General features: G+C 69.6%; 17 protein-coding genes. 14 read left to right on the top strand and 3 right to left on the bottom strand.

Annotated elements, in window-relative coordinates; genetic code table 11:
- The first annotated feature begins 60 nt into the window (after positions 1-60).
- From OHS70_RS14925 to tuf, 5 genes are all read left to right on the top strand, one after another.
- A complete protein-coding gene (locus tag OHS70_RS14925) occupies positions 61-3,984 on the top strand; it encodes a DNA-directed RNA polymerase subunit beta' (RefSeq protein ID WP_328397620.1) in 3,924 nt (1,307 codons plus the stop codon).
- A 1,032-nt stretch (positions 3,985-5,016) separates the two neighbouring features.
- Positions 5,017-5,388, top strand: coding sequence for a 30S ribosomal protein S12 (gene rpsL, locus OHS70_RS14920; protein ID WP_003948652.1), 372 nt, complete (start codon positions 5,017-5,019; stop codon positions 5,386-5,388).
- Between the two features lie 2 nt (positions 5,389-5,390).
- Positions 5,391-5,861, top strand: coding sequence for a 30S ribosomal protein S7 (gene rpsG / locus OHS70_RS14915; RefSeq protein ID WP_006347241.1), 471 nt, complete (start codon positions 5,391-5,393; stop codon positions 5,859-5,861).
- Between the two features lie 39 nt (positions 5,862-5,900).
- Positions 5,901-8,027, top strand: coding sequence for an elongation factor G (gene fusA / locus OHS70_RS14910; RefSeq protein ID WP_328397617.1), 2,127 nt, complete (start codon positions 5,901-5,903; stop codon positions 8,025-8,027).
- A gap of 153 nt (positions 8,028-8,180) precedes the next feature.
- A complete protein-coding gene (gene tuf, locus OHS70_RS14905; RefSeq protein ID WP_328397615.1) occupies positions 8,181-9,374 on the top strand; it encodes an elongation factor Tu in 1,194 nt (397 codons plus the stop codon).
- 91 nt (positions 9,375-9,465) lie between these two features.
- On the opposite strand, the gene OHS70_RS14900 is transcribed toward tuf, so the two are convergent.
- From OHS70_RS14900 to OHS70_RS14890, 3 genes are all read right to left on the bottom strand, one after another.
- Positions 9,466-11,667, bottom strand: coding sequence for a PIG-L family deacetylase (locus OHS70_RS14900; RefSeq protein WP_328397613.1), 2,202 nt, complete (start codon positions 11,665-11,667; stop codon positions 9,466-9,468).
- Between the two features lie 559 nt (positions 11,668-12,226).
- Positions 12,227-15,361, bottom strand: coding sequence for a poly(A) polymerase (locus OHS70_RS14895; protein WP_328397611.1), 3,135 nt, complete (start codon positions 15,359-15,361; stop codon positions 12,227-12,229).
- A 2-nt stretch (positions 15,362-15,363) separates the two neighbouring features.
- Positions 15,364-17,037, bottom strand: a complete 1,674-nt coding sequence (locus OHS70_RS14890) for an RNA ligase family protein (RefSeq protein ID WP_328397609.1) — start codon at positions 17,035-17,037, stop codon at positions 15,364-15,366.
- A gap of 481 nt (positions 17,038-17,518) precedes the next feature.
- Here OHS70_RS14890 and OHS70_RS14885 point away from each other — a divergent pair, with 481 nt between their 5' ends.
- From OHS70_RS14885 to rpsC, 9 genes are all read left to right on the top strand, one after another.
- On the top strand, positions 17,519-18,397 hold the full coding sequence (locus OHS70_RS14885) for a hypothetical protein (protein WP_328397607.1): 879 nt from the start codon (positions 17,519-17,521) through the stop codon (positions 18,395-18,397).
- A 525-nt stretch (positions 18,398-18,922) separates the two neighbouring features.
- On the top strand, positions 18,923-19,231 hold the full coding sequence (rpsJ, locus tag OHS70_RS14880) for a 30S ribosomal protein S10 (protein ID WP_003948644.1): 309 nt from the start codon (positions 18,923-18,925) through the stop codon (positions 19,229-19,231).
- A 14-nt stretch (positions 19,232-19,245) separates the two neighbouring features.
- Positions 19,246-19,890: a 50S ribosomal protein L3 gene (rplC, locus tag OHS70_RS14875; RefSeq protein WP_328397605.1), complete on the top strand. Its 645-nt coding sequence runs from the start codon at positions 19,246-19,248 to the stop codon at positions 19,888-19,890.
- Positions 19,891-19,898: 8 nt separating this feature from the next.
- On the top strand, positions 19,899-20,549 hold the full coding sequence (gene rplD / locus OHS70_RS14870; RefSeq protein WP_328397603.1) for a 50S ribosomal protein L4: 651 nt from the start codon (positions 19,899-19,901) through the stop codon (positions 20,547-20,549).
- Positions 20,549-20,872, top strand: coding sequence for a 50S ribosomal protein L23 (gene rplW, locus OHS70_RS14865; RefSeq protein ID WP_328397601.1), 324 nt, complete (start codon positions 20,549-20,551; stop codon positions 20,870-20,872). Before rplD ends, rplW begins: the two co-directional genes overlap by 1 nt.
- A 40-nt stretch (positions 20,873-20,912) precedes the next feature.
- Positions 20,913-21,749 carry a 50S ribosomal protein L2 gene (gene rplB / locus OHS70_RS14860; protein WP_328397599.1) on the top strand — a complete coding sequence of 279 codons (837 nt, stop codon included), beginning with the start codon at positions 20,913-20,915 and terminating at the stop codon, positions 21,747-21,749.
- Between the two features lie 12 nt (positions 21,750-21,761).
- On the top strand, positions 21,762-22,043 hold the full coding sequence (gene rpsS / locus OHS70_RS14855) for a 30S ribosomal protein S19 (protein ID WP_030351437.1): 282 nt from the start codon (positions 21,762-21,764) through the stop codon (positions 22,041-22,043).
- A 40-nt stretch (positions 22,044-22,083) separates the two neighbouring features.
- Positions 22,084-22,431, top strand: coding sequence for a 50S ribosomal protein L22 (gene rplV, locus OHS70_RS14850; protein ID WP_009327087.1), 348 nt, complete (start codon positions 22,084-22,086; stop codon positions 22,429-22,431).
- Positions 22,431-23,264: a 30S ribosomal protein S3 gene (rpsC, locus tag OHS70_RS14845; RefSeq protein ID WP_328397597.1), complete on the top strand. Its 834-nt coding sequence runs from the start codon at positions 22,431-22,433 to the stop codon at positions 23,262-23,264. The genes rplV and rpsC overlap by 1 nt, the downstream gene beginning before the upstream one ends.
- Position 23,265 lies beyond the last annotated feature (1 nt).

Here is a 23,265-nt window from a genome sequence, read left to right as displayed (position 1 = left end):
TCCCCGGACCCGTACAGACCATTGATTGAGACTCGACCCCGAAAGAGGGATTGACGACAAGTGCTCGACGTCAACTTCTTCGACGAGCTGCGGATCGGCCTGGCCACCGCGGACGACATCCGGACCTGGTCGCACGGCGAAGTCAAGAAGCCGGAGACCATCAACTACCGCACGCTCAAGCCCGAGAAGGACGGACTCTTCTGCGAGAAGATCTTCGGTCCGACCCGGGACTGGGAGTGCTACTGCGGCAAGTACAAGCGTGTGCGCTTCAAGGGCATCATCTGTGAGCGCTGTGGCGTCGAGGTCACCCGCGCCAAGGTGCGCCGTGAGCGGATGGGCCACATCGAGCTGGCCGCTCCCGTCACGCACATCTGGTACTTCAAGGGCGTTCCGTCGCGTCTGGGCTACCTGCTGGACCTGGCGCCGAAGGACCTCGAGAAGGTCATCTACTTCGCCGCGTACATGATCACGTTCGTGGACGACGAGCGCCGTACCCGCGACCTGCCGTCGCTGGAGGCGCACGTCTCCGTCGAGCGTCAGCAGATCGAGAACCGCCGCGACGCCGACCTCGAGGCCCGCGCCAAGAAGCTCGAGACCGACCTGGCCGAGCTCGAGGCCGAGGGTGCCAAGGCCGACGTGCGCCGCAAGGTGCGCGAGGGCGCCGAGCGTGAGATGAAGCAGCTGCGCGACCGTGCGCAGCGCGAGATCGACCGTCTCGACGAGGTGTGGAACCGCTTCAAGAACCTCAAGGTCCAGGACCTGGAGGGCGACGAGCTGCTCTACCGCGAGCTGCGTGACCGCTTCGGCACGTACTTCGACGGCTCGATGGGTGCCGCGGCGCTGCAGAAGCGCCTGGAGTCCTTCGACCTCGAGGAGGAGGCCGAGCGTCTCCGCGAGATCATCCGTACCGGCAAGGGCCAGAAGAAGACCCGTGCGCTCAAGCGCCTCAAGGTCGTCTCCGCCTTCCTGCAGACCAGCAACAGCCCCAAGGGCATGGTGCTGGACTGCGTCCCGGTGATCCCGCCGGACCTGCGTCCGATGGTGCAGCTGGACGGTGGCCGCTTCGCGACCTCCGACCTGAACGACCTGTACCGCCGGGTCATCAACCGCAACAACCGTCTGAAGCGTCTGCTCGACCTCGGTGCTCCCGAGATCATCGTGAACAACGAGAAGCGGATGCTCCAGGAGGCCGTCGACGCGCTGTTCGACAACGGTCGTCGTGGCCGCCCGGTCACCGGTCCCGGTAACCGCCCGCTGAAGTCCCTGAGTGACATGCTCAAGGGCAAGCAGGGCCGCTTCCGTCAGAACCTGCTCGGTAAGCGAGTCGACTACTCGGCGCGTTCCGTCATCGTCGTCGGCCCGCAGCTGAAGCTGCACCAGTGCGGTCTGCCCAAGGCCATGGCGCTGGAGCTCTTCAAGCCGTTCGTGATGAAGCGTCTGGTCGACCTGAACCACGCGCAGAACATCAAGTCGGCCAAGCGCATGGTCGAGCGTGGCCGCACCGTCGTGTACGACGTCCTCGAAGAGGTCATCGCCGAGCACCCGGTGCTGCTGAACCGTGCGCCCACGCTGCACCGCCTCGGCATCCAGGCCTTCGAGCCGCAGCTGGTCGAGGGCAAGGCCATCCAGATCCACCCGCTCGTCTGCACCGCGTTCAACGCGGACTTCGACGGTGACCAGATGGCCGTGCACCTGCCGCTGTCCGCGGAGGCGCAGGCCGAGGCCCGCATCCTGATGCTGTCCTCGAACAACATCCTCAAGCCGGCCGACGGCCGTCCCGTCACCATGCCGACCCAGGACATGGTGCTGGGCCTCTTCTTCCTCACCACGGACGAGGAGGAGCGCAAGGTCATCGGCGAGGGCCGGTCCTTCGGTTCCACGGCCGAGGCGATCATGGCGTTCGACGCCCGCGAGCTCTCGCTCCAGGCGAAGGTCGACATCCGCTTCCCCGTCGGCACCATCCCGCCGCGCGGCTGGGTCCCCCCGGTCGCCGAGGAGGGTGCCGGCTCCGACAGCGACTCCGGCGCGGGCGAGTGGCAGCAGGGTGACAGCTTCCGGCTGCGCACGACCCTGGGCCGCGCGCTCTTCAACGAGCTGCTGCCCGAGGACTACCCGTTCGTCGACTACTCGGTGGGCAAGAAGCAGCTCTCCGAGATCGTCAACGACCTGGCCGAGCGCTACCCCAAGGTCATCGTGGCGGCGACGCTCGACAACCTGAAGGCGGCCGGTTTCTTCTGGGCCACCCGCTCCGGTGTCACCGTCGCCATCTCCGATGTCGTCGTGCCCGAGGCGAAGAAGGCGATCGTCGCGTCGTACGAGGCTCAGGACGAGAAGGTCCAGAAGCAGTACGAGCGCGGTCTGATCACCAAGGAAGAGCGCACCAACGAGCTCATCGGCATCTGGACGCGTGCGACCAACGAGGTCGCCGACGCGATGAACGCGAACTTCCCGAAGACCAACCCCATCTTCATGATGGTCAACTCGGGTGCTCGCGGAAACATGATGCAGATGCGTCAGATCGCCGGTATGCGTGGTCTGGTGTCCAACGCCAAGAACGAGACCATCCCGCGTCCGATCAAGGCGTCCTTCCGCGAGGGCCTGTCCGTGCTGGAGTACTTCATCTCCACGCACGGTGCCCGTAAGGGTCTGGCGGACACCGCCCTGCGTACCGCCGACTCGGGTTACCTGACCCGTCGTCTGGTGGACGTCTCGCAGGACGTCATCATCCGCGAAGAGGACTGTGGCACCGACCGCGGCCTCAAGCTGCGGATCGCCGAGAAGAGCGCCGACGGCGTGCTGCGCAAGGCGGAGGACGTCGAGACCTCCGTGTACGCACGCATGCTCGCCGAGGACGTCGTCGTCGACGGCAAGGTCATCGCGCCGGCCAACGTCGACCTCGGTGACGTGCTCATCGACGCGCTGGTCGCCGCGGGCGTCGAGGAGGTCAAGACCCGCTCGGTCCTGACCTGTGAGTCCGCGGTCGGCACCTGTGCGTACTGCTACGGCCGTTCGCTCGCCACCGGCAAGCTGGTCGACATCGGTGAGGCGGTCGGCATCATCGCCGCCCAGTCCATCGGTGAGCCCGGTACCCAGCTGACGATGCGTACCTTCCACACCGGTGGTGTGGCCGGTGACGACATCACCCAGGGTCTGCCGCGTGTCGTCGAGCTCTTCGAGGCCCGTACCCCGAAGGGTGTCGCCCCGATCTCCGAGGCCGCCGGCCGCGTGCGGATCGAGGAGACCGAGAAGACCAAGAAGATCGTCGTCACTCCGGACGACGGCAGCGACGAGACGGCGTTCCCGATCTCGAAGCGTGCGCGTGTGGAGGTCGCGGAGGGCGACCACGTCGAGGTGGGCCAGAAGCTCACCGCGGGTGCCACCAACCCGCACGACGTGCTGCGCATCCTCGGCCAGCGGGCCGTTCAGGTCCACCTGGTCGGCGAGGTCCAGAAGGTCTACAACTCGCAGGGTGTGTCGATCCACGACAAGCACATCGAGATCATCATCCGGCAGATGCTGCGCCGCGTGACGATCATCGAGTCCGGCGACGCCGAGCTGCTGCCGGGCGAGCTCGTGGAGCGCTCGAAGTTCGAGACCGAGAACCGTCGGGTGGTCACCGAGGGCGGTCACCCCGCCTCCGGCCGTCCGCAGCTGATGGGTATCACCAAGGCCTCGCTGGCGACCGAGTCGTGGCTGTCGGCGGCGTCCTTCCAGGAGACGACCAGGGTCCTGACCGATGCGGCGATCAACGCCAAGTCGGACTCCCTGATCGGCCTCAAGGAGAACGTCATCATCGGTAAGCTCATCCCGGCCGGTACGGGCCTGTCCCGCTACCGCAACATCCGGGTCGAGCCGACCGAGGAGGCCAAGGCCGCGATGTACTCGGCCGTCGGCTACGACGACATCGACTACTCGCCGTTCGGCACCGGCTCCGGCCAGGCCGTTCCGCTGGAGGACTACGACTACGGTCCGTACAACCAGTAAGGCGCATGTCTGACGAAGGGCGGTCACCCCGTGCGGGGTGACCGCCCTTCGGCGTGCCCGGGGAGGAAGAGCAGCAGATTCCCCGGAGAGGCGGCGTCAGCGCCGCGAGCTGGTGGGCCGCGGTGCGGACGCGCCGTTGACCGGCCCCGGGCGGGGGGCGGGGTGTGCTGCGGGGGAGGGCTGCAGGGGCCCGTACGGGCAGGACCGGCGCCCAGCGGGCGTCCGCTGCCGACGCGGGGCGCCGGGGGCGTGAGGGGCAGCACCAGCGCCGCGGGTGTCCAACGGGGGCCGGACCGGCACCCGCAAGGCGCGTGCGCGGCGCGTCCCGCGCGCGTCGGCACGGGTTGTGCGGTCGGCTGCGTCAATCGCACCGGCCGACAGGGGCCCGGGTGGCCGGCAGCCTCGGACAGCGGCGTGGCGGAGCCGAGGCCCTGTCGGCGGACGACGTCGCTGACCACGCGCAGCGCGTACTTCGCCGAACCGGCCTTGTGGTGGTCCTCCAGGCCGGTCCCCGCCGATCAGCTCCAGCCGGCGCCGGACGAGCACCGTCTGATCCCGTCCGCTTGCAGGTACTCTCCGGACGGTAGGCCCGAGCACGGCGGCTGCGCGGGTGTGCTGGAGCCGCGGCCAGCGGACGTGGACCCTGTCGGTACGTCGTCGGCGCACGGTCCCCCGTTGTCACGGCGAGTGATCCATTTACTGAAGACAGGTGTCCGAAAACCCGGACGACCGGGGCAGGCTCGCGAACGGAAGGTTCCGGCGGCGAATCGCCGTAGGAAGTCCGGCGTGTCGCCGCTGCCTGCATTTGTTTTGACCGAACTCGGTGAGGTAGGTACGCTCAGACCTTGTGCCTGGGGTGTGCCTGGGCTCGTGTGCGTGTCCTCAACCGCATGACGGGTTCAACACCGGCCACCGTAATCTGCGCCTTTTCCGTTTTGCGGCGGGGGTCAGCAGCATTCGACACACCCGACCGCGTGGGTCGGCGACGTTCCAGGTTAGCTTCACTGACGGCACACAGAAACCGGAGAAGTAGTGCCTACGATCCAGCAGCTGGTCCGTAAGGGCCGGCAGGACAAGGTCGAGAAGAACAAGACGCCCGCACTCGAGGGTTCCCCTCAGCGTCGCGGCGTCTGCACGCGTGTGTTCACGACCACCCCGAAGAAGCCGAACTCGGCCCTGCGTAAGGTCGCGCGTGTGCGTCTGACCTCCGGCATCGAGGTCACGGCCTACATTCCGGGTGAGGGACACAACCTGCAGGAGCACTCCATCGTGCTCGTGCGTGGTGGCCGTGTGAAGGACCTGCCGGGTGTTCGCTACAAGATCATCCGCGGTTCCCTGGACACCCAGGGTGTCAAGAACCGCAAGCAGGCCCGCAGCCGCTACGGCGCCAAGAAGGAGAAGTAAGAATGCCTCGTAAGGGCCCCGCCCCGAAGCGCCCGGTCATCATCGACCCGGTTTACGGTTCTCCTCTGGTGACCTCGCTGATCAACAAGATCCTGCTCAACGGCAAGCGTTCCACCGCTGAGCGCATCGTCTACGGCGCCATGGAAGGCCTCCGTGAGAAGACCGGCGCTGACCCGGTCATCACGCTGAAGCGCGCCCTCGAGAACGTCAAGCCGTCTCTCGAGGTCAAGTCCCGCCGTGTCGGTGGTGCCACCTACCAGGTCCCGATCGAGGTCAAGCCCGGTCGCGCCTCCACCCTCGCGCTGCGCTGGGTCGTGGGTTACTCCCGCGCCCGCCGCGAGAAGACCATGACCGAGCGCCTCATGAACGAGCTGCTGGACGCCTCCAACGGCCTCGGCGCTTCGGTCAAGAAGCGCGAGGACACGCACAAGATGGCCGAGTCCAACAAGGCCTTCGCGCACTACCGCTGGTAGTCGCAACCCACATCGAGACCGAGAGAAGACTGAAGCCTTATGGCTACCACTTCACTTGACCTGGCCAAGGTCCGAAACATCGGGATCATGGCCCACATCGACGCGGGCAAGACGACGACCACCGAGCGGATCCTGTTCTACACCGGTGTCTCCTACAAGATCGGTGAGGTCCACGACGGCGCTGCCACGATGGACTGGATGGAGCAGGAGCAGGAGCGCGGCATCACCATCACGTCCGCCGCGACGACCTGTCACTGGCCGCTCGAGGACGTCGACCACACCATCAACATCATCGACACCCCGGGTCACGTCGACTTCACCGTCGAGGTGGAGCGTTCGCTCCGCGTCCTCGACGGCGCTGTGACCGTGTTCGACGGTGTCGCCGGTGTGGAGCCCCAGTCCGAGACCGTCTGGCGTCAGGCGGACCGCTACGGCGTTCCGCGTATCTGCTTCGTCAACAAGCTCGACCGTACGGGCGCCGAGTTCCACCGCTGTGTCGACATGATCAAGGACCGCCTCGGCGCGACCCCGATCGTGATGCAGCTGCCGATCGGTGCCGAGGCCGACTTCAAGGGCGTCATCGACCTGGTTCGTATGAAGGCCCTGGTCTGGTCCGCCGAGGCGGCCAAGGGCGAGATGTACGACGTCGTCGACATCCCGGCCACGCACGCCGAGGCTGCCGAGGAGTACCGCGGCAAGCTCGTCGAGACGGTCGCCGAGAACGACGAAGAGATCATGGAGCTGTACCTCGAGGGCCAGGAGCCTTCCGAGGAGCAGCTGTATGCCGCGATCCGTCGTATCACCATCGCGTCCGGCAAGTCGAAGGACATCACGGTCACCCCCGTGTTCTGTGGCACCGCGTTCAAGAACAAGGGCGTTCAGCCCCTGCTCGACGCGGTCATCCGCTACCTGCCCTCCCCCCTGGACGTCGAGGCCATCGAGGGCCACGACGTCAAGGACGCGGACGTCGTCGTCAAGCGCAAGCCGTCCGACGACGAGCCGCTGTCGGCGCTGGCGTTCAAGATCATGAGCGACCCGCACCTCGGCAAGCTCACCTTCGTCCGGGTCTACTCGGGCCGCCTGGAGTCCGGCACCGCGGTGCTGAACTCCGTCAAGGGCAAGAAGGAGCGCATCGGCAAGATCTACCGCATGCACGCGAACAAGCGTGAGGAGATCGAGTCGGTGGGCGCCGGCGACATCGTCGCCGTCATGGGCCTGAAGCAGACCACCACGGGTGAGACGCTCAGCGACGACAAGAACCCGGTGATCCTGGAGTCCATGGACTTCCCGGCGCCGGTCATCCAGGTCGCGATCGAGCCCAAGTCCAAGGGTGACCAGGAGAAGCTGGGTGTTGCCATCCAGCGTCTCGCGGAGGAGGACCCCTCCTTCCAGGTCCACTCGGACGAGGAGACCGGCCAGACCATCATCGGTGGCATGGGCGAGCTGCACCTCGAGGTGCTGGTCGACCGTATGCGCCGTGAGTTCAAGGTCGAGGCGAACGTCGGCAAGCCGCAGGTCGCGTACCGCGAGACGATCCGCAAGGGCGTCGAGCGTCACGACTACACGCACAAGAAGCAGACCGGTGGTACCGGTCAGTTCGCCAAGGTGCAGATCGCGATCGAGCCGATCGAGGGCGGCGACGCCTCGTACGAGTTCGTGAACAAGGTCACCGGTGGCCGTATCCCGAAGGAGTACATCCCTTCGGTGGACGCCGGTGCGCAGGAGGCCATGCAGTTCGGCATCCTGGCCGGCTACGAGATGACGGGCGTCCGCGTCATTCTTCTCGACGGTGGCTACCACGAGGTCGACTCCTCCGAGCTCGCGTTCAAGATCGCCGGTTCGCAGGCCTTCAAGGAGGCCGCGCGAAAGGCTTCGCCCGTGCTCCTCGAGCCGATGATGGCCGTTGAGGTCACCACGCCCGAGGACTACATGGGTGAGGTCATCGGCGACATCAACTCCCGCCGTGGTCAGATTCAGGCCATGGAGGAGCGCATGGGCGCCCGGATCGTCAAGGGTCTGGTGCCGCTCTCGGAGATGTTCGGCTACGTCGGAGACCTCCGCAGCAAGACCTCGGGTCGCGCAAGCTACTCGATGCAGTTCGACTCCTACGCCGAGGTTCCCCGGAACGTCGCCGAGGAGATCATCGCGAAGGCCAAGGGCGAGTAACTCTCCCGAGTACACGCTTTAGGCTTGTCACCGGAGCCTGCTGGGGCATTCCATCCGTTTCCCGGATGGAATGCCCCGGGCCCCGGCATCCCAGCAAAGATCACCTGGCGCCGATGAGTAAGGCGTACAGAACCACTCCACAGGAGGACCCCAGTGGCGAAGGCGAAGTTCGAGCGGACTAAGCCGCACGTCAACATCGGCACCATCGGTCACATCGACCACGGTAAGACGACCCTCACGGCCGCCATTACCAAGGTGCTGCATGACGCGTTCCCGGACCTGAACGAGGCCTCGGCCTTCGACCAGATCGACAAGGCGCCCGAAGAGCGTCAGCGTGGTATCACCATCTCCATCGCGCACGTCGAGTACCAGACCGAGTCGCGTCACTACGCCCACGTCGACTGCCCCGGTCACGCGGACTACATCAAGAACATGATCACCGGTGCTGCCCAGATGGACGGCGCCATCCTCGTGGTCGCCGCCACCGACGGCCCGATGCCGCAGACCAAGGAGCACGTGCTCCTGGCCCGCCAGGTCGGCGTTCCGTACATCGTCGTCGCCCTGAACAAGGCCGACATGGTGGACGACGAGGAGATCCTGGAGCTCGTCGAGCTCGAGGTGCGTGAGCTCCTCTCCGAGTACGAGTTCCCGGGCGACGACCTGCCGGTCGTCAAGGTCTCGGCGCTCAAGGCGCTCGAGGGCGACAAGGAGTGGGGCCAGTCGGTCCTGAACCTGATGGCCGCCGTCGACGAGGCGATCCCGCAGCCCGAGCGTGACGTCGACAAGCCGTTCCTGATGCCGATCGAGGACGTCTTCACGATCACCGGTCGTGGCACCGTCGTCACCGGCCGTATCGAGCGTGGTGTCCTCAAGGTCAACGAGACCGTCGACATCGTCGGTATCAAGCCGGAGAAGACCACCACCACGGTCACCGGCATCGAGATGTTCCGCAAGCTGCTCGATGAGGGCCAGGCCGGTGAGAACGTCGGTCTGCTCCTCCGTGGCATCAAGCGCGAGGACGTCGAGCGCGGCCAGGTCATCATCAAGCCCGGTTCGGTCACGCCGCACACCGAGTTCGAGGCCCAGGCCTACATCCTGTCGAAGGACGAGGGTGGCCGTCACACCCCCTTCTTCAACAACTACCGCCCGCAGTTCTACTTCCGTACCACGGACGTGACCGGCGTGGTGACCCTCCCCGAGGGCACCGAGATGGTCATGCCGGGCGACAACACCTCCATGACCGTCGCGCTGATCCAGCCGGTCGCCATGGAGGAGGGCCTGAAGTTCGCCATCCGTGAGGGTGGCCGGACCGTCGGCGCCGGCCAGGTCGTCAAGATCACCAAGTAATTGCTGATCGTTTGACCTGGCAGCTCGCTGAGCTGCAAGAAGGGCCCCGCACCGAGAGGTGCGGGGCCCTTCGTCGTGTCGCCGTACCTGCTCAGCCGGCGGCGCCGGTCCGCGGCGCCCAGGTCCACGGGTGCGCGTCCGGGCCGAGTCCGACGAGGGTCGCCCCCTCGGTCGTGACCCGCAGGGCCGGCACGTCCAGCGCCAGGGGCCCGTTCGTACGCGTCAACAGCTTCCCCGCGTGGTGCAGTTGGATCCGGCCGCGCAGATCCCGGCCGAGCAGCAGGGATCCTTCCCGGCTGCCGGCCGCGACGACCGGCCCGTATCCGTCGAAGCGCACGGCCGGCAACTGCTCGCCGTCGGCGCTGATCGCGGTCAGCTCGGGTGAGGCCGTGCCGCGGCCGTCATCAGGGAACTCCGGCTGCCACGTCCGCTCCGAACGGTAGAACAGCCGGACCGAACCGTCCGGGGCCGGCAGCGCGGCGGGGGCCTCGACGGCGAGCGGCAGCCCGCTGTCCCGGCGGTGCGTCAGGGGACCACCGGGGTGGTTCTGCGTCCAGTGGTGGACGCCGGTGCGGCCCGCGCCGAAGACATGGACACGACCCTCGGTGTCCACCGTGGTCGTCAGGGCGTCCTGGGTCTCGCCGCCGCCGAGGTCCTGCCAGCCGCTCCAGCTGCCGTCGGCCTCCCGGACCCGTGTGCTGACGCCCTTGTCCGCGTTGCGCACGAACAGGTGCACGCGGCCGTCGGGAGCGGTTGCCGCCACGGGGACGCCGATCCGCCGCCCCCGGTCATCGACCCGCTCCGGGTTGCCGAGCCCTCTCCACGCGAGGAACGGGCCGCCCGCCGAACGCTGTTCCAGCAGCACGATCTCGCGGGAGTTGGGCCCGCCGTGCCCGCTGATCGCCTCGAACCGCAGCCCGAACAGCAGTTGGCGGCCGTCCTCCAGCACGGCCGTGCCGAGGGTCGGGGCGAGCGGTCCGCCGCCGAGGTCGTCGGGAGCGCCCCAGCGCCCGGTGCCGCGCCCGGTCTCGCGCCAGCGCACGGCGCGCAGCCCGAGCACGCCGTACGCGGCGAGCCTGCCGTCCGGCTCGGCGGACACGGCGGTGCGGGTGCCCGGGTAGCGGTGGTGGGTGGAGCGGACCCAGCCCTTCTTGTTCAGGAGCGGACGTTTGCCGCCGACGCCGTAGTCACCGCAGCCGCCCGCGTTGCCGCAGTCCCAGCCGGCGTCACCGCCGTACGGCACGAGGTTCGCGGCCTTCCGGTCGAGCACGGCCGGCGGGAGGTTCTTCGGCCAGTGGCGGTTGTAGTAGCCGCGGAAGGCGGTGGCGGCGAAGCCGGGCACCTCGCCGCCGTCCTGCGTGGACTCGGCGACCCAGTGCACCAGGGCGGCCCAGCTGAAGCAGGCCACGGCGGTGTGGTCGGGGTGGTCGGAGTAGCCGGGCTGCTCGCTGTCCCTCTTGCGGGTCGCCTCGTCGCTGTGCTGGATGTCCGGGTCGGGGTCGAGTGTCTGCACGACGGTGGGCCGGTAGCGGTCCAGCAGCCCGACGAGGACGTCGATGAGCTGGTCGTAGTCGTACGAGCCGGCTTTCCGTGCCGGGGAGTCGTCGGCGACGACGGTCGGCAGCTGCAGCCCCCGGTCCCGCCACAGGCTCGGGATTCCGAGGCGGCGGCCGTCGGGCGTGTGCATGGCGAGATTGAGGAAGATCAGCTCGACGCTGCGGCCACCGTTGGCGAGCGTGTTGATCTCGGCGCGCTGGTCGCCGCGGAGTGCGACGACGCCCTTGTGCCAGTCGGTGAACTTGTCCAGGCCGAGCAGCGTGGCATAGGCCTGGCGCAGGCCCTGGTGCCGGGCCGACGAGTACGCGTTCTTGTCGGGGGCCGGCTTCGGCTGCCCCGGGGGCCGGTTGATGCCGTTGGCCTCGCCCGCGGTGACGTACACACAGACCAGCGGCACCCCGGAGTCCAGCATCTGCTGGGCGTCCGGGTTCATGAAGTACAGGTCGTCGTCCGGGTGCGCCAGGAACTGCATCAGCTGTGCGCGCCGCGATCCGGCTATGGGAATGCCGGGCGCGGGATCGGCCACGGGTCCGCCGCGGCGCGGGGCGGGCACGGTGCAGGAGGTGACGGCGCCGGCGGCGCCGGTCGCCAGGAGGGCGGTGAGCGCGGCGACGACACTGCGGCGCCGGGGGGCTCTTGGGCGGGGTGCCGCCCCGGACTGCTGCCCGCCGCCGGACGTCTGCCCCTGAGTCGCTCTCACGTTTCCGGGCAGCGCAAGGCCGGCTTCGTCGTTCATGGGTGCTCCGTCCGCTTCCCCCGCAGCGGGCGGGCCGTGTCATGCCCCCGTCTGCGTACCGTGATGTGTCCAGGCGACGGACAGGCTGGTCGGAGCCGTTCCGCGCTCAGTCAGACGGAAAGCGGGCAGGCGGGGTTGCCTCCGGGTGTGTGATGTCCGAAGGGGAGCGGGCCTTGCCGCCGAAGGGGGCTGTCGGTCCGTCAATTCCGCTGCGGAGCGGCGATAGTTGAGGAGGGCGACCCCGTTGCCGAAGGTCCGGGTCCCGGTGAGCCGGAGATCGAGCCGGGTGCCTGATGCCGGGATTCGCATCGCGGTCCTCGGCGGACAGCAGGGTGCGGGGCGGTCGCGGTTGCGACGATACGCCGCCGGGACCGCGGCGGTCGGTGTCCGGCGTCCGGCGTGCGGCAGGCCCGCGCAGCGCACCGCTGTGCAGAGCATGCACCGGCCGTGCCGGTCCCGGGTCCGGCTCGTCCGGCTCGTCCGGCTGGACGCTCCGTGGCCCCGCCGGGCTGCGGAGCCCGGCGGGCCCGACCGGGTGCGGTGGCGCCGTGCCGGCCGGTCATCGCAGGGTCGGGACCTCGCCTCCCGCCACGGCGGTGAGGGTGGCGCCGCGCAGTCCCCGCAGCCAGAGTCCGGCGATCTCGGCGATACGGGTGCCGTCCGCCGGGGTGGCGCCGAGGCCGATGGCGTACCGGACGGGGTCGGTGGTGAAGGGGCGCGGCCAGGCGTGGGCGTCCGGGACACCGGCCTCCTCCAAGGCGGTGAGCAGCGCGCGCATCCGGCCCCGTACGCGGCCCTCGTCGGGGCCCGGGAGCACGGTGGCGACCGCCCAGGCCGCGTGGCGGCGGTGCAGGGGCGGCGGGGAGAGCAGCTCGGGCCACGGGTCCGCGGCCGACTCCAGGACCTCCCATGCCCGGAACAGCTCCTGGGTGAGCAGGTCCCGGCCGCCCGCCGTCACCTGGTCCGTGCAGGACCGGACCGGCCGGGTCGGCGTCATGACGGTGACCGGCAGCGGGGATGCCGGGCCGCCGACCGGCTCGCGCCAGTCCCAGGCCGCCCATGTCGCGAAGAACTGCCGCAGCAGGCCGGCCGGCGGCAGACCAGGGGCCGCACGGACGGTGTGCGCCGCGAGCACGGCCCAGGCGAGGCCCGGCAGCCCTCCGAAGGGAGCCGAGTCCAGGCCACGGGCCTTCGCCCAGGCCTTGACCTCCCGGGCCAGCCGGGTGAAGGCGGTCCGATGGCCGGCGGCCAGGCCGAGCACGGCGTCCGCGTCGCTGACCGAGCTCAGCGCGGTGGCGGCCGCCCCGCCCAACTCGGTGCGGCGGTCGACCGCTTGAGCCGGGTCCATCGCCCCGGTGGCCACGACGACCAGGTCCACGCCCAGGCCGTCGACCTCGAGCCGCAGACCGGGGACTCTCGCCCCGACCACCTCACGCAGCCCGGTCGCCCCCGGCAGCGCCGCCGCGACCCGGGCCCGTACCCCGGCGAGACCGGCCTCGCCCGGCAGCGCAACCACGAGGTCCAGGTCCGCGCCGGGCAGGGCGCATCCCATGCGCCGGGAGCCGACGACGTGGACGATCCCGTCGCCGAGCGCCTCCGAGACACACCGCGTGATCGATTCGGCGTGGGCCTCGCCCGCGGGTGCCCCGGCACCCGGGCCGTTCCCGGGTGCGTGGTCCGCGGTCGGCACATGTGCCAATCCGGTGGCCGGGCTCGGGAGGCCCGCGGACCTACGGCCCGAGGCCGTCCGGACATCGGTTGTGCCCGTGCCCGTGCCGCCGCTGCCGCGTGTGCGAGCCGCGCGGCTGCTCGTGTGGCCCGCGGCCTGCGCGTCGGCCGTGCCGGTGGGCGCGCCCCCGCCCGGTGCGGGGGAGCCGGCCCCCGCCGTCCCGGTGTCCGAAGCCTGCCGCGGGGTGGCTTCCCCGTCCGCTGCCCGGCCCCAGCCCCGGGTGCCGAAGACGGCGTCGGCGCGCGCGTCAGTCAGCCCGCCGTCCGCGGCACCGCGGTCGCCGGTCGCGGCGGCCGGAGGGTCCGCGAGCCAGCGCACCTCGCCCGTTCCCAGTGCGACCGTCGCCCGTACGCACATCGGCTCGTCGCCACGGCGGGACAGCAGCACCAGCTTCCCGACCTGGGCCGTCATGCCGTCGAGCAGGGCGGCGCAGTGGGCGGCGAGCCGGTGAGGATCCCGGGTCCTGCCCAAGGAGAGGTGCGGGGTGAAGCCCTCGGCGCGTCCCCCGCAGCGCGGGAACCGCTGCTCCAGCGCGTGGTGCAGCCGGGCCCAGGGCTCCTCGCCGTCCGCCGCCGGGTCGAGCCAGACGGTGGAGTCCTCCCGGTGCCTGAACCAGTCCACCCCCTCGAGCTTGGCAGTGAACGCCGGTGTCTCGGCCGCTGCCGCGGCGAGCAGCGGGGCCGCCCGTTCGAAGTCGGACTCCGGTACGAAGCCGAAGAGCACGTTGACATGCGGCGGCCAGCGGCGGATCTGGCGATCGTGTTCCCTGCGGATGTGCTGGATGGGCGGCCACAGCTCCTGCGGGGGAATCCAGGCCACGGCCGTACGGGCCGTCGGTCGTACGGCGAGGACGCCGCCCGGCTCGTAGCCGTCCAGGCTCAGATACGCCTCGACGCCGTAGTGGTCGGAGACGTACAGCCCGTCCGCCTCCGGTGTGTCCCCCCGCAGCAGCGCCTCGTCGGTCCGCAGCCTCTGCGCGCGCAGCAGCACCCGGTCCAGCCGTGAGGCCCGCCCCGACAGGGAGGACACCGCGGCCAGCGGGTTGACGCCCGGGTCGAAGGTCGGCGTACGGTCGCCGACCCCATGAACGTCGCTCCACGCGTCCCGCATCCCGAGCGTCGCCTCCGGGGCGTCGCCGCCGTCGTTGAAGTCGCCCATCAGCACCAGGTCGCCCTCGACACCCGCCAACCCCTCGGCGAGCCGGGTCAGTTCTGCGGTGCGCCGGGCCGGGCCGTTCTCGGAGTGGTCACTGCTCAGATGCGTCGCGGCGATCGTGAGGGGACCCGCGGCCGTGTCGACGACGAGCGCGGCGACCGCCTTGTGCGGACCGAGGACATGCAGGCCCGCCTCCCGTACGGGAAGCCTGCTGAGCAGCAGCACCCCGCTGTCGTCGACGTCCTTCCCGGCCGGATCGGTGGAGAGCGTGCAGCCGCCCTGTACCCAGGGCTCCCGCAGCAGCAGGGTGAGCAGCTGAGGCTCGACCTCCTGCAGTGCGATGACGTCGGCGTCGGCGTCGCGCAGGGCGGCCAGGAGCAGGGGGCGGCGCCGGGCGGTGTCGATGCGGTCGCTGTCGTACCGGTCCCACAGCGTGTTCCAGGTCAGTACGCGCAGACCCGCCGAGGCCGGTACCCCTCGGGGCGCCCGCGCGGGGACCCACTCGCCCCGTACGAAGGCGTACGGCGTCCTGGCCGCGAAGAAGGGCGCGCGCAGCAGCCTCGGGTCCCGTACCCGCCCCGCGTCCGTCGCGTCGATACGGTCCACACCGGCGGTGCGGTCCCAGACCACCTCGCCGTCCGCCTCGAAGAACAGCACCCGGTGCCACGGGATCTCGCCGCCGGGTACGAACGCGGGCAGCGGCATCCGCTTGGGCTCGGCCCCGCGCTGGTTGATGCCCAGCACGAACCGGGCCGGGTCGAAACGGGAGTCCCAGCGGACCCGGTGGTAGATCTCCTCGCTGGTACGCACCGTTATGCCTCCTCCTCGACGGTTCCGCTCGCGCCGATGTACCAGGTGCGGTGCGCCTGGCCGGGGTACGGCGGGACGAACCTGTGCAGCTGCGCGCCGAGCACCTCCGGCGGCACCGGGTGCGCCCGGCCCGCGTTGCGCCGGGTCAGCTCGTCCGCGTCGGCCAGCGCCACCGCATGCGTGGTCAGCGCGTCACGGCGGTGCGCGATCGCGTGCACCAGGGAACGCTGGTGCGGGTTGAGGGAAGTGGCGTCCCACACCACGGTCCCACCTTCGGCCAGTGCGGTGTCGAGCCGGTCGAGGCCGGCGCGCAGGACATCCGTGTTGGCCTTCTGGTCGGCGCGCGAGCCGCGGGTCTCGCGCAGGTCGTCCAGCGACACATGGGCATCGACGCCGGGGAGCGCGCGGGCGAAGCTGCTCTTCCCGCTGCCCGACGGCCCGACCATGTGGATCAGCTTCGGGAACCGGCCGGACCGCCACCGCCAGGTGGCCGCGACGGCCTCCTCGACGGTCGTGATCCGGCCCTGCGCGTATGCCTCGCGCGCCTCGGCCCGGCACCGGTCGGCCGCGTCGGCGTCCACGGCCGCGAACGCGTCCCGCAGCCCCTCCAGCGGCCCGGCCTCCTCCGCGTGCAGCGCGGACCAGTCGACCTGCTCGCGTGCCTCGGCGTCGGGTGCGAGCGCTCCCGCCAGGGCGTGCAGCACTCCGAGATCCACGGCCCAGGACATCCGTACGAGACCGGTCCTGCGCTGTTCGTCGGGGTAGGGGCGGTGCAGCCGGGTATGCAGCCCGACCAGGTCGGCGACGCGTCGGGCCGCCGGCATACCCAGCGGGGCGGCCAGCCGGGCCGCGAGCGAACCCCTCCGGCTCCGGTGCAGCAGCGCGGCGAGCACTCCCGTGAGCCGCTCGTCCCCGGACCGCCCCAGTACGCCGAGCGCCGCGGCCACCTCGGCCGCGGCCGCCGCGTTCCCGTCGGTCACGCCCACGGCGTCCATCAGCGCGGCGGCATCGGGCACGGACCCGGACCGTACGGCCCACAGCGCGGCGGCGGGGCCGAGCCCGTTCTCCACCACGGCGGCATGCATCCAGTGCGTGTCGGTCTGTACGTGTCCCGGCCGTACCCACTTGGCGACCCGCAGCCCGAAGTCCGCCGCCCCGAAGCCCTCGACGGTCCGCACGACGTATCCCTCCTGCCGCGAGGTGTCGAGCTTCAGCGCCCGCAGGGCCCGCTCGGCCTGCCGGTCGAAGACCCCGCGCCACAGCACGGCGGGCACGGGAATCCCCACGCCGCGCAGGAACGCCACGGTCCGGTCCCAATCCAGACAGCGGCCCGCACGGTCCCAGACCGAGAATCCGTAGAACAGGCTGTCCAGGTCCTCGTACGCGATCGAATGCCGGGCGTACATGTTCTCCCCGCACACCCGCCAGCCGTCCGGAATGCCGTGTCCGATACGCCCCTGCAGGGCTTTGACCCAGGCGCGGGAGGGATGGTGCCCGGAGTCCGGCGACCGGGCGTGCAGCCCGTCGGCGTAGAGCGTCGTGTTCTCGCCGTCGAGCTTCTCGGTGACGACGACCTCGCGGCCGTGGAACCCGGACAGGTCCACCACGCGCACGTCGTCCGACGCGGCACCGGGCGACCACGGCAGGTGCGGTGTGCGCGGATAGTGCGTGCGCATGACGGATCGGCCCCCCGTGACGTTGACGTGCCCGGTCACTGTAGGAGCGCGGGGGAGGGGGGATCGACCCAATATTGCCGCCGGTCATGCATAACGTGATCACCAAGGCATGGAGGCGGACCCTTGCCCTCCTTTGATTTCATTTGTGGAATGTTCACGACAGAACAACAGGGGGCGCAGGCTGTGGGCACGAGCGAGCCGGAGAAGCGGCACGGCGACGGGCCGGAGATCTCCGACGAGGAGTGGGCGCGGTTCGTCCGTGAGGCGGAAGCGGGGGGTGGCGCGCCGAAGGAGCCGTCCGCCCGCGCCCGGATGGTCACCGAGCGGCTGCGCGCGCAGGACCAGGCGGCCGCCCGGCGCGAGCGCCGCCGCTGGGGGCGGAAGGCGATGCCCGCCGGGCAGCCGGAGGGCCGGCGGACCGGGCCGGCCTGGCAGGAGACGAACGGGACGGCGGGGAAGCGCCGAAGCCTCTCTGGCCGTCGTGCTCGCCCTGGTCGGAGTCGCCGTGGTCGCGGTCCGGCCCGAGCTGGTCACCGACAATCTGCCGGACGGCGGCGAGAGCGACGTGGCGCCGCTCGCGCAGGAGACGGCGCGCCCGACGGCCGCGCCGTCCGGGGACGCGTTCCCGGACCGGCCGACGCTCAAGGACCCCTTCCGGGGGTCTCCCGCCGTCCGCTGGGCGGACGGCGCCGCCGGGATCGTGCCGCCCGAGGCGAAGGCCGTGGGAGGGATGAGCAAGGAGCAGGTCGCGCACGCGCTCCGCAGCACCAAGGAGGTGCTCGTTGCCGCCAACCTCGACCCGGCGACGCTCCGGGGGGAGCGGCCGGAAGAGGCGCTGGAGCTGCTGGACCCGCTGCAGGAGAGCGGGCGCGGCCGGCTGGAGAAGGCGCTGCGCGAGCCGGGTGAGCGCCAGGACCCGCTGGTCATGTTCAGCCGCTTCGACCCGGGCCATGTGCGGCTCGTAGGGGATGTGGTCAAGACCCGCGGCCGGATGACCTTCGGCAAGGGGGACCGCAGCGGTGAGGTGCGGGTGCACGCCGACTACACCTTCGTCTATCCGCTGGTGAAGGCGGAGCCGGGCTCGACGGACGTGGCGCGGAGCGTGGTCCGCCGGCACCTGACGTTCGTCCTGTACGACCCGGCGAAGGTGGTGAGCACCCAGGGCAAGCTGAACGTGCTCAAGTGGGAATCGAGCGTCGGGAACTCCGCCTGCGGCAGGGACGCCGGCTTCTACCGGCCGCAGTTCACGGCGGACCTCGTCGGGGAGCCCGCCCCGACGGGACCGGCTGTCGACCCGTACGACCGCAGCAGGGACCTCGCGGAGATGCCGCAGGAGTGCGGAACGGTCACCAGGACCTGACCGTGCGGTGGCAGGCGGCCCCTCGGGACACGCACGAGCCGGTCGGCGGAAGCCGTCGGACGCCGAAGAGAGGTTCCGGCGGCCCGGAACGCAGGCCAACGGTGGCCTGTTGACGAGCCGGGTTCGCGAGCCGCAGTTTGACACGCTACCGGGGAGGGGTAGCCTCTTCCGCTCGATTGGCCAGGGCTACGCCCCGTGTGGCAGACTGTCCGGGTTGCTCGGTTGAGTGCCGATGCTGCGCGCCTCCCGCCGGGAGGACCGGAAGCGAGTCCCACAGTACTCGTCGACCCCACGCGGGTCGGACGTACGGGAATCTTCCGGGAAGTGTCAGCGGGGTACCGGCCAGGCACTCGGTGGGTGTTCTTCCCCCGATGCGCGGCCCAGGCCCGCACCCCCTTGGTTGGGAAATCCTTCGGGAGATCTTCGTAGAGGGAGTGCGACACGCCCGACCGCGTGGGTCGGAGAAGATCGAAGGACCCGCCGGGTTCCAGAGCGTTTCACTAGACAAAGGACTACTGAGTAGCCATGGCGGGACAGAAGATCCGCATCCGGCTCAAGGCCTACGACCACGAGGTCATCGACTCTTCGGCGAAGAAGATCGTCGAGACGGTGACCCGCACTGGTGCGTCGGTCGCAGGCCCGGTGCCGCTGCCCACTGAGAAGAACGTGTACTGCGTCATCAAGTCGCCGCACAAGTACAAGGACTCGCGCGAGCACTTCGAGATGCGCACGCACAAGCGCCTGATCGACATCCTCGACCCCACGCCCAAGACCGTTGACTCGCTGATGCGCCTGGACCTTCCGGCCGGCGTCGACATCGAGATCAAGCTCTGAGAGGCGCGGAAGAGATGGCAAAGCAGATCAAGGGTGTCCTGGGCGAGAAGCTCGGCATGACCCAGGTCTGGGACGAGAACAACCGTGTCGTCCCGGTGACCGTCGTCAAGGCCGGGCCCTGCGTCGTTACCCAGGTCCGTACGAATGACACCGATGGCTACGAGTCGGTCCAGATCGCCTTCGGCGAGATCGACCCGCGCAAGGTGAACAAGCCCCTCAAGGGCCACTTCGCCAAGGCCGACGTGACCCCCCGCCGCCACCTGGTGGAGCTCCGCACCCCTGACGCCAGCGAGTACACGCTGGGCCAGGAGATCACTGCCGAGGTGTTCGAGTCCGGCGTCAAGGTTGACGTCACGGGCAAGAGCAAGGGCAAGGGCTTCGCCGGTGTCATGAAGCGTCACAACTTCAAGGGCCTCGGCGCCGGTCACGGCACCCAGCGCAAGCACCGCTCTCCCGGTTCCATCGGTGGCTGCGCCACCCCGGGCCGTGTGTTCAAGGGCCTCCGCATGGCGGGCCGCATGGGCAACGAGCGGGTCACCACCCAGAACCTGACCGTTCACGCCGTTGACGCGGAGAAGGGCCTGCTGCTCATCAAGGGCGCGGTTCCTGGTCCGAACGGCGGCCTCGTCCTGGTCCGTACCGCGGCCAAGGGGGCCTGAGGTAACCGATGAGCACCATTGACATCCTTTCGCCGGCAGGCGACAAGGCCGGGACCGTCGAGCTCCCCGCGGAGATCTTCGACGCCAAGGTCAGCATCCCGCTGATCCACCAGGTCGTTGTCGCACAGCTGGCCGCTGCCCGCCAGGGCACGCACAAGACCAAGACCCGCGGCGAAGTCCGTGGTGGCGGCAAGAAGCCGTACCGCCAGAAGGGCACCGGCCGCGCCCGCCAGGGTTCGACCCGTGCGCCGCAGTTCGCCGGCGGTGGCGTCGTCCACGGCCCGCAGCCGCGTGACTACTCGCAGCGGACCCCGAAGAAGATGAAGGCCGCCGCCCTGCGCGGTGCCCTCACCGACCGGGCCCGCAACGCCCGTATCCACGTCGTCACCGGCGTGGTCGAGGGTGACATCTCCACCAAGGCCGCCAAGACGCTGTTCGGCAAGATCTCGGAGCGCAAGAACCTGCTCCTGATCGTCGAGCGCTCCGACGAGGCCGCGTGGCTGTCCGCCCGCAACCTGCCCCAGGTGCACATCCTGGAGCCGGGCCAGCTGAACACGTACGACGTGATGCGATCCGACGACGTGGTCTTCACCCAGGCCGCCCTCGAGTCCTTCGTGTCTGGCCCCAAGGCCGTTGAGACCGAAGGGAGCGAGGCCTGATGTCCGAGGCCACGATCACGAGCAAGACCTTCTCGGACCCGCGTGACGTTCTCGTCAAGCCGGTTGTCTCGGAGAAGAGCTACGCCCTGCTCGACGAGAACAAGTACACGTTCATCGTCGCGCCCGGCTCCAACAAGACCCAGATCAAGCAGGCCGTCGAGGCGGTCTTCTCGGTCAAGGTCACCGGGGTCAACACGATCAACCGCCAGGGCAAGCGCAAGCGCACCAAGGCTGGTTTCGGCAAGCGCAAGGACACCAAGCGCGCCATCGTGACCCTCGCTGAGGGCGACCGTATCGACATCTTCGGCGGTCCGACCGCCTAAGGGCGGTCTGGATCGTCCGGAATCGGACGAGGACTGAGAAATGGGTATCCGCAAGTACAAGCCGACGACCCCGGGCCGTCGTGGCTCCAGCGTCGCCGACTTTGTCGAGATCACGCGGTCCACGCCGGAGAAGTCGCTGGTCCGCCCCCTGCACAGCAAGGGCGGCCGTAACAACACCGGTCGTGTGACCGTCCGTCACCAGGGCGGTGGCCACAAGCGCGCCTACCGCGTGATCGACTTCCGTCGTCACGACAAGGACGGCGTGCCGGCCAAGGTCGCTCACATCGAGTACGACCCCAACCGCACCGCGCGCATCGCGCTCCTGCACTACGCGGACGGCGAGAAGCGCTACATCATCGCCCCGCGTGGCCTGAACCAGGGCGACCGGATTGAGAACGGCCCCGGTGCCGACATCAAGCCCGGCAACAACCTGGCGCTGCGCAACATCCCGGTCGGTACGACCATCCACGCCATCGAGCTGCGGCCCGGCGGCGGCGCGAAGTTCGCCCGCTCCGCGGGTGCCTCCGTGCAGCTGCTGGCGAAGGAGGGCGCCATGGCGCACCTCCGTATGCCGTCCGGCGAGATCCGCCTGGTCGACGTGCGCTGCCGCGCCACCGTCGGCGAGGTCGGCAACGCCGAGCAGTCGAACATCAACTGGGGCAAGGCCGGCCGTCTGCGCTGGAAGGGCGTTCGCCCGACCGTCCGCGGTGTGGCCATGAACCCGGTCGACCACCCGCACGGTGGTGGTGAGGGCAAGACCTCCGGTGGTCGCCACCCGGTCAGCCCGTGGGGTCAGAAGGAAGGTCGTACGCGTTCTCGCAAGAAGGCGAGTGACAAGTACATCGTCCGCCGCCGCAAGACGAACAAGAAGCGCTAGGAGCGGGTTTAGATGCCGCGCAGTCTCAAGAAGGGGCCCTTCGTCGACGACCACCTCATCAAGAAGGTGGACGTACAGAACGAGGCAGGCACCAAGAACGTCATCAAGACCTGGTCCCGTCGCTCGATGATCGTCCCGGCAATGCTGGGTCACACCATCGCGGTGCACAACGGCAAGATTCACGTCCCGGTGTTCGTCACCGAGTCGATGGTCGGCCACAAGCTCGGCGAGTTCTCGCCGACTCGCACCTTCCGCGGCCACGTCAAGGACGACCGGAAGTCGAAGCGCCGCTAAGGCGGGGTGACTGACTATGACTTACACCGAAGGGACAACCATGGAAGCCAGGGCCCAGGCGCGGTACATCCGCGTCACGCCCATGAAGGCCCGCCGCGTGGTGGACCTCATCCGTGGCATGGATGCCACGGAGGCTCAGGCGGTCCTGCGTTTCGCCCCGCAGGCCGCGAGCGTGCCGGTCGGCAAGGTGCTGGACAGCGCCATTGCCAACGCCGCGCACAACTACGACCACACGGACGCCTCTTCGCTGTTCATCAGCGAGGCGTACGTGGACGAGGGCCCGACCCTGAAGCGGTTCCGACCGCGTGCTCAGGGCCGTGCCTACCGGATCCGTAAGCGGACCAGCCACATCACCGTGGTCGTCAGCAGCAAGGAAGGAACCCGGTAATGGGCCAGAAGGTAAACCCGCACGGGTTCCGGCTCGGCATCACCACGGACTTCAAGTCCCGGTGGTACGCCGACAAGCTGTACAAGGACTACGTCAAGGAAGACGTCGCCATCCGTCGGATGATGACGTCCGGCATGGAGCGCGCCGGCATCTCGAAGGTTGAGATCGAGCGCACCCGTGACCGCGTGCGGGTGGACATCCACACCGCGCGTCCCGGCATCGTCATCGGCCGCCGTGGCGCCGAGGCCGACCGCATCCGCGGCGACCTCGAGAAGCTCACGGGCAAGCAGGTCCAGCTGAACATCCTCGAGGTCAAGAACCCCGAGGTCGACGCTCAGCTCGTGGCCCAGGCCGTTGCCGAGCAGCTGTCCTCCCGCGTCTCCTTCCGCCGCGCCATGCGTAAGAGCATGCAGTCGGCCATGAAGGCGGGCGCCAAGGGCATCAAGATCCAGTGTGGCGGCCGTCTCGGCGGCGCCGAGATGTCCCGCTCGGAGTTCTACCGCGAGGGTCGTGTGCCGCTGCACACGCTGCGCGCGAACGTCGAGTACGGCTTCTTCGAGGCCAAGACCACCTTCGGCCGTATCGGTGTGAAGGTCTGGATCTACAAGGGCGACGTCAAGAACATCGCCGAGGTCCGCGCCGAGAACGCCGCTGCCCGCGCCGGCAACCGTCCGGCCCGTGGCGGTGCTGACCGCCCGGCCGGCCGTGGTGGCCGTGGTGGCGAGCGTGGCGGTCGCGGTCGCAAGCCGCAGCAGGCTCCGGCTGCCGAGGCCCCCAAGGCCGACGCTCCCGCCGCCGCTCCGGCTGCTGAGAGCACCGGAACGGAGGCCTGAC

It is taken from the genome of Streptomyces sp. NBC_00390 (assembly GCF_036057275.1).
In the GTDB taxonomy this organism is placed as follows: domain Bacteria; phylum Actinomycetota; class Actinomycetes; order Streptomycetales; family Streptomycetaceae; genus Streptomyces.
Note: the sequence above shows the minus strand (reverse complement) of the source record. Positions and strands in the feature narration are given on the sequence as shown.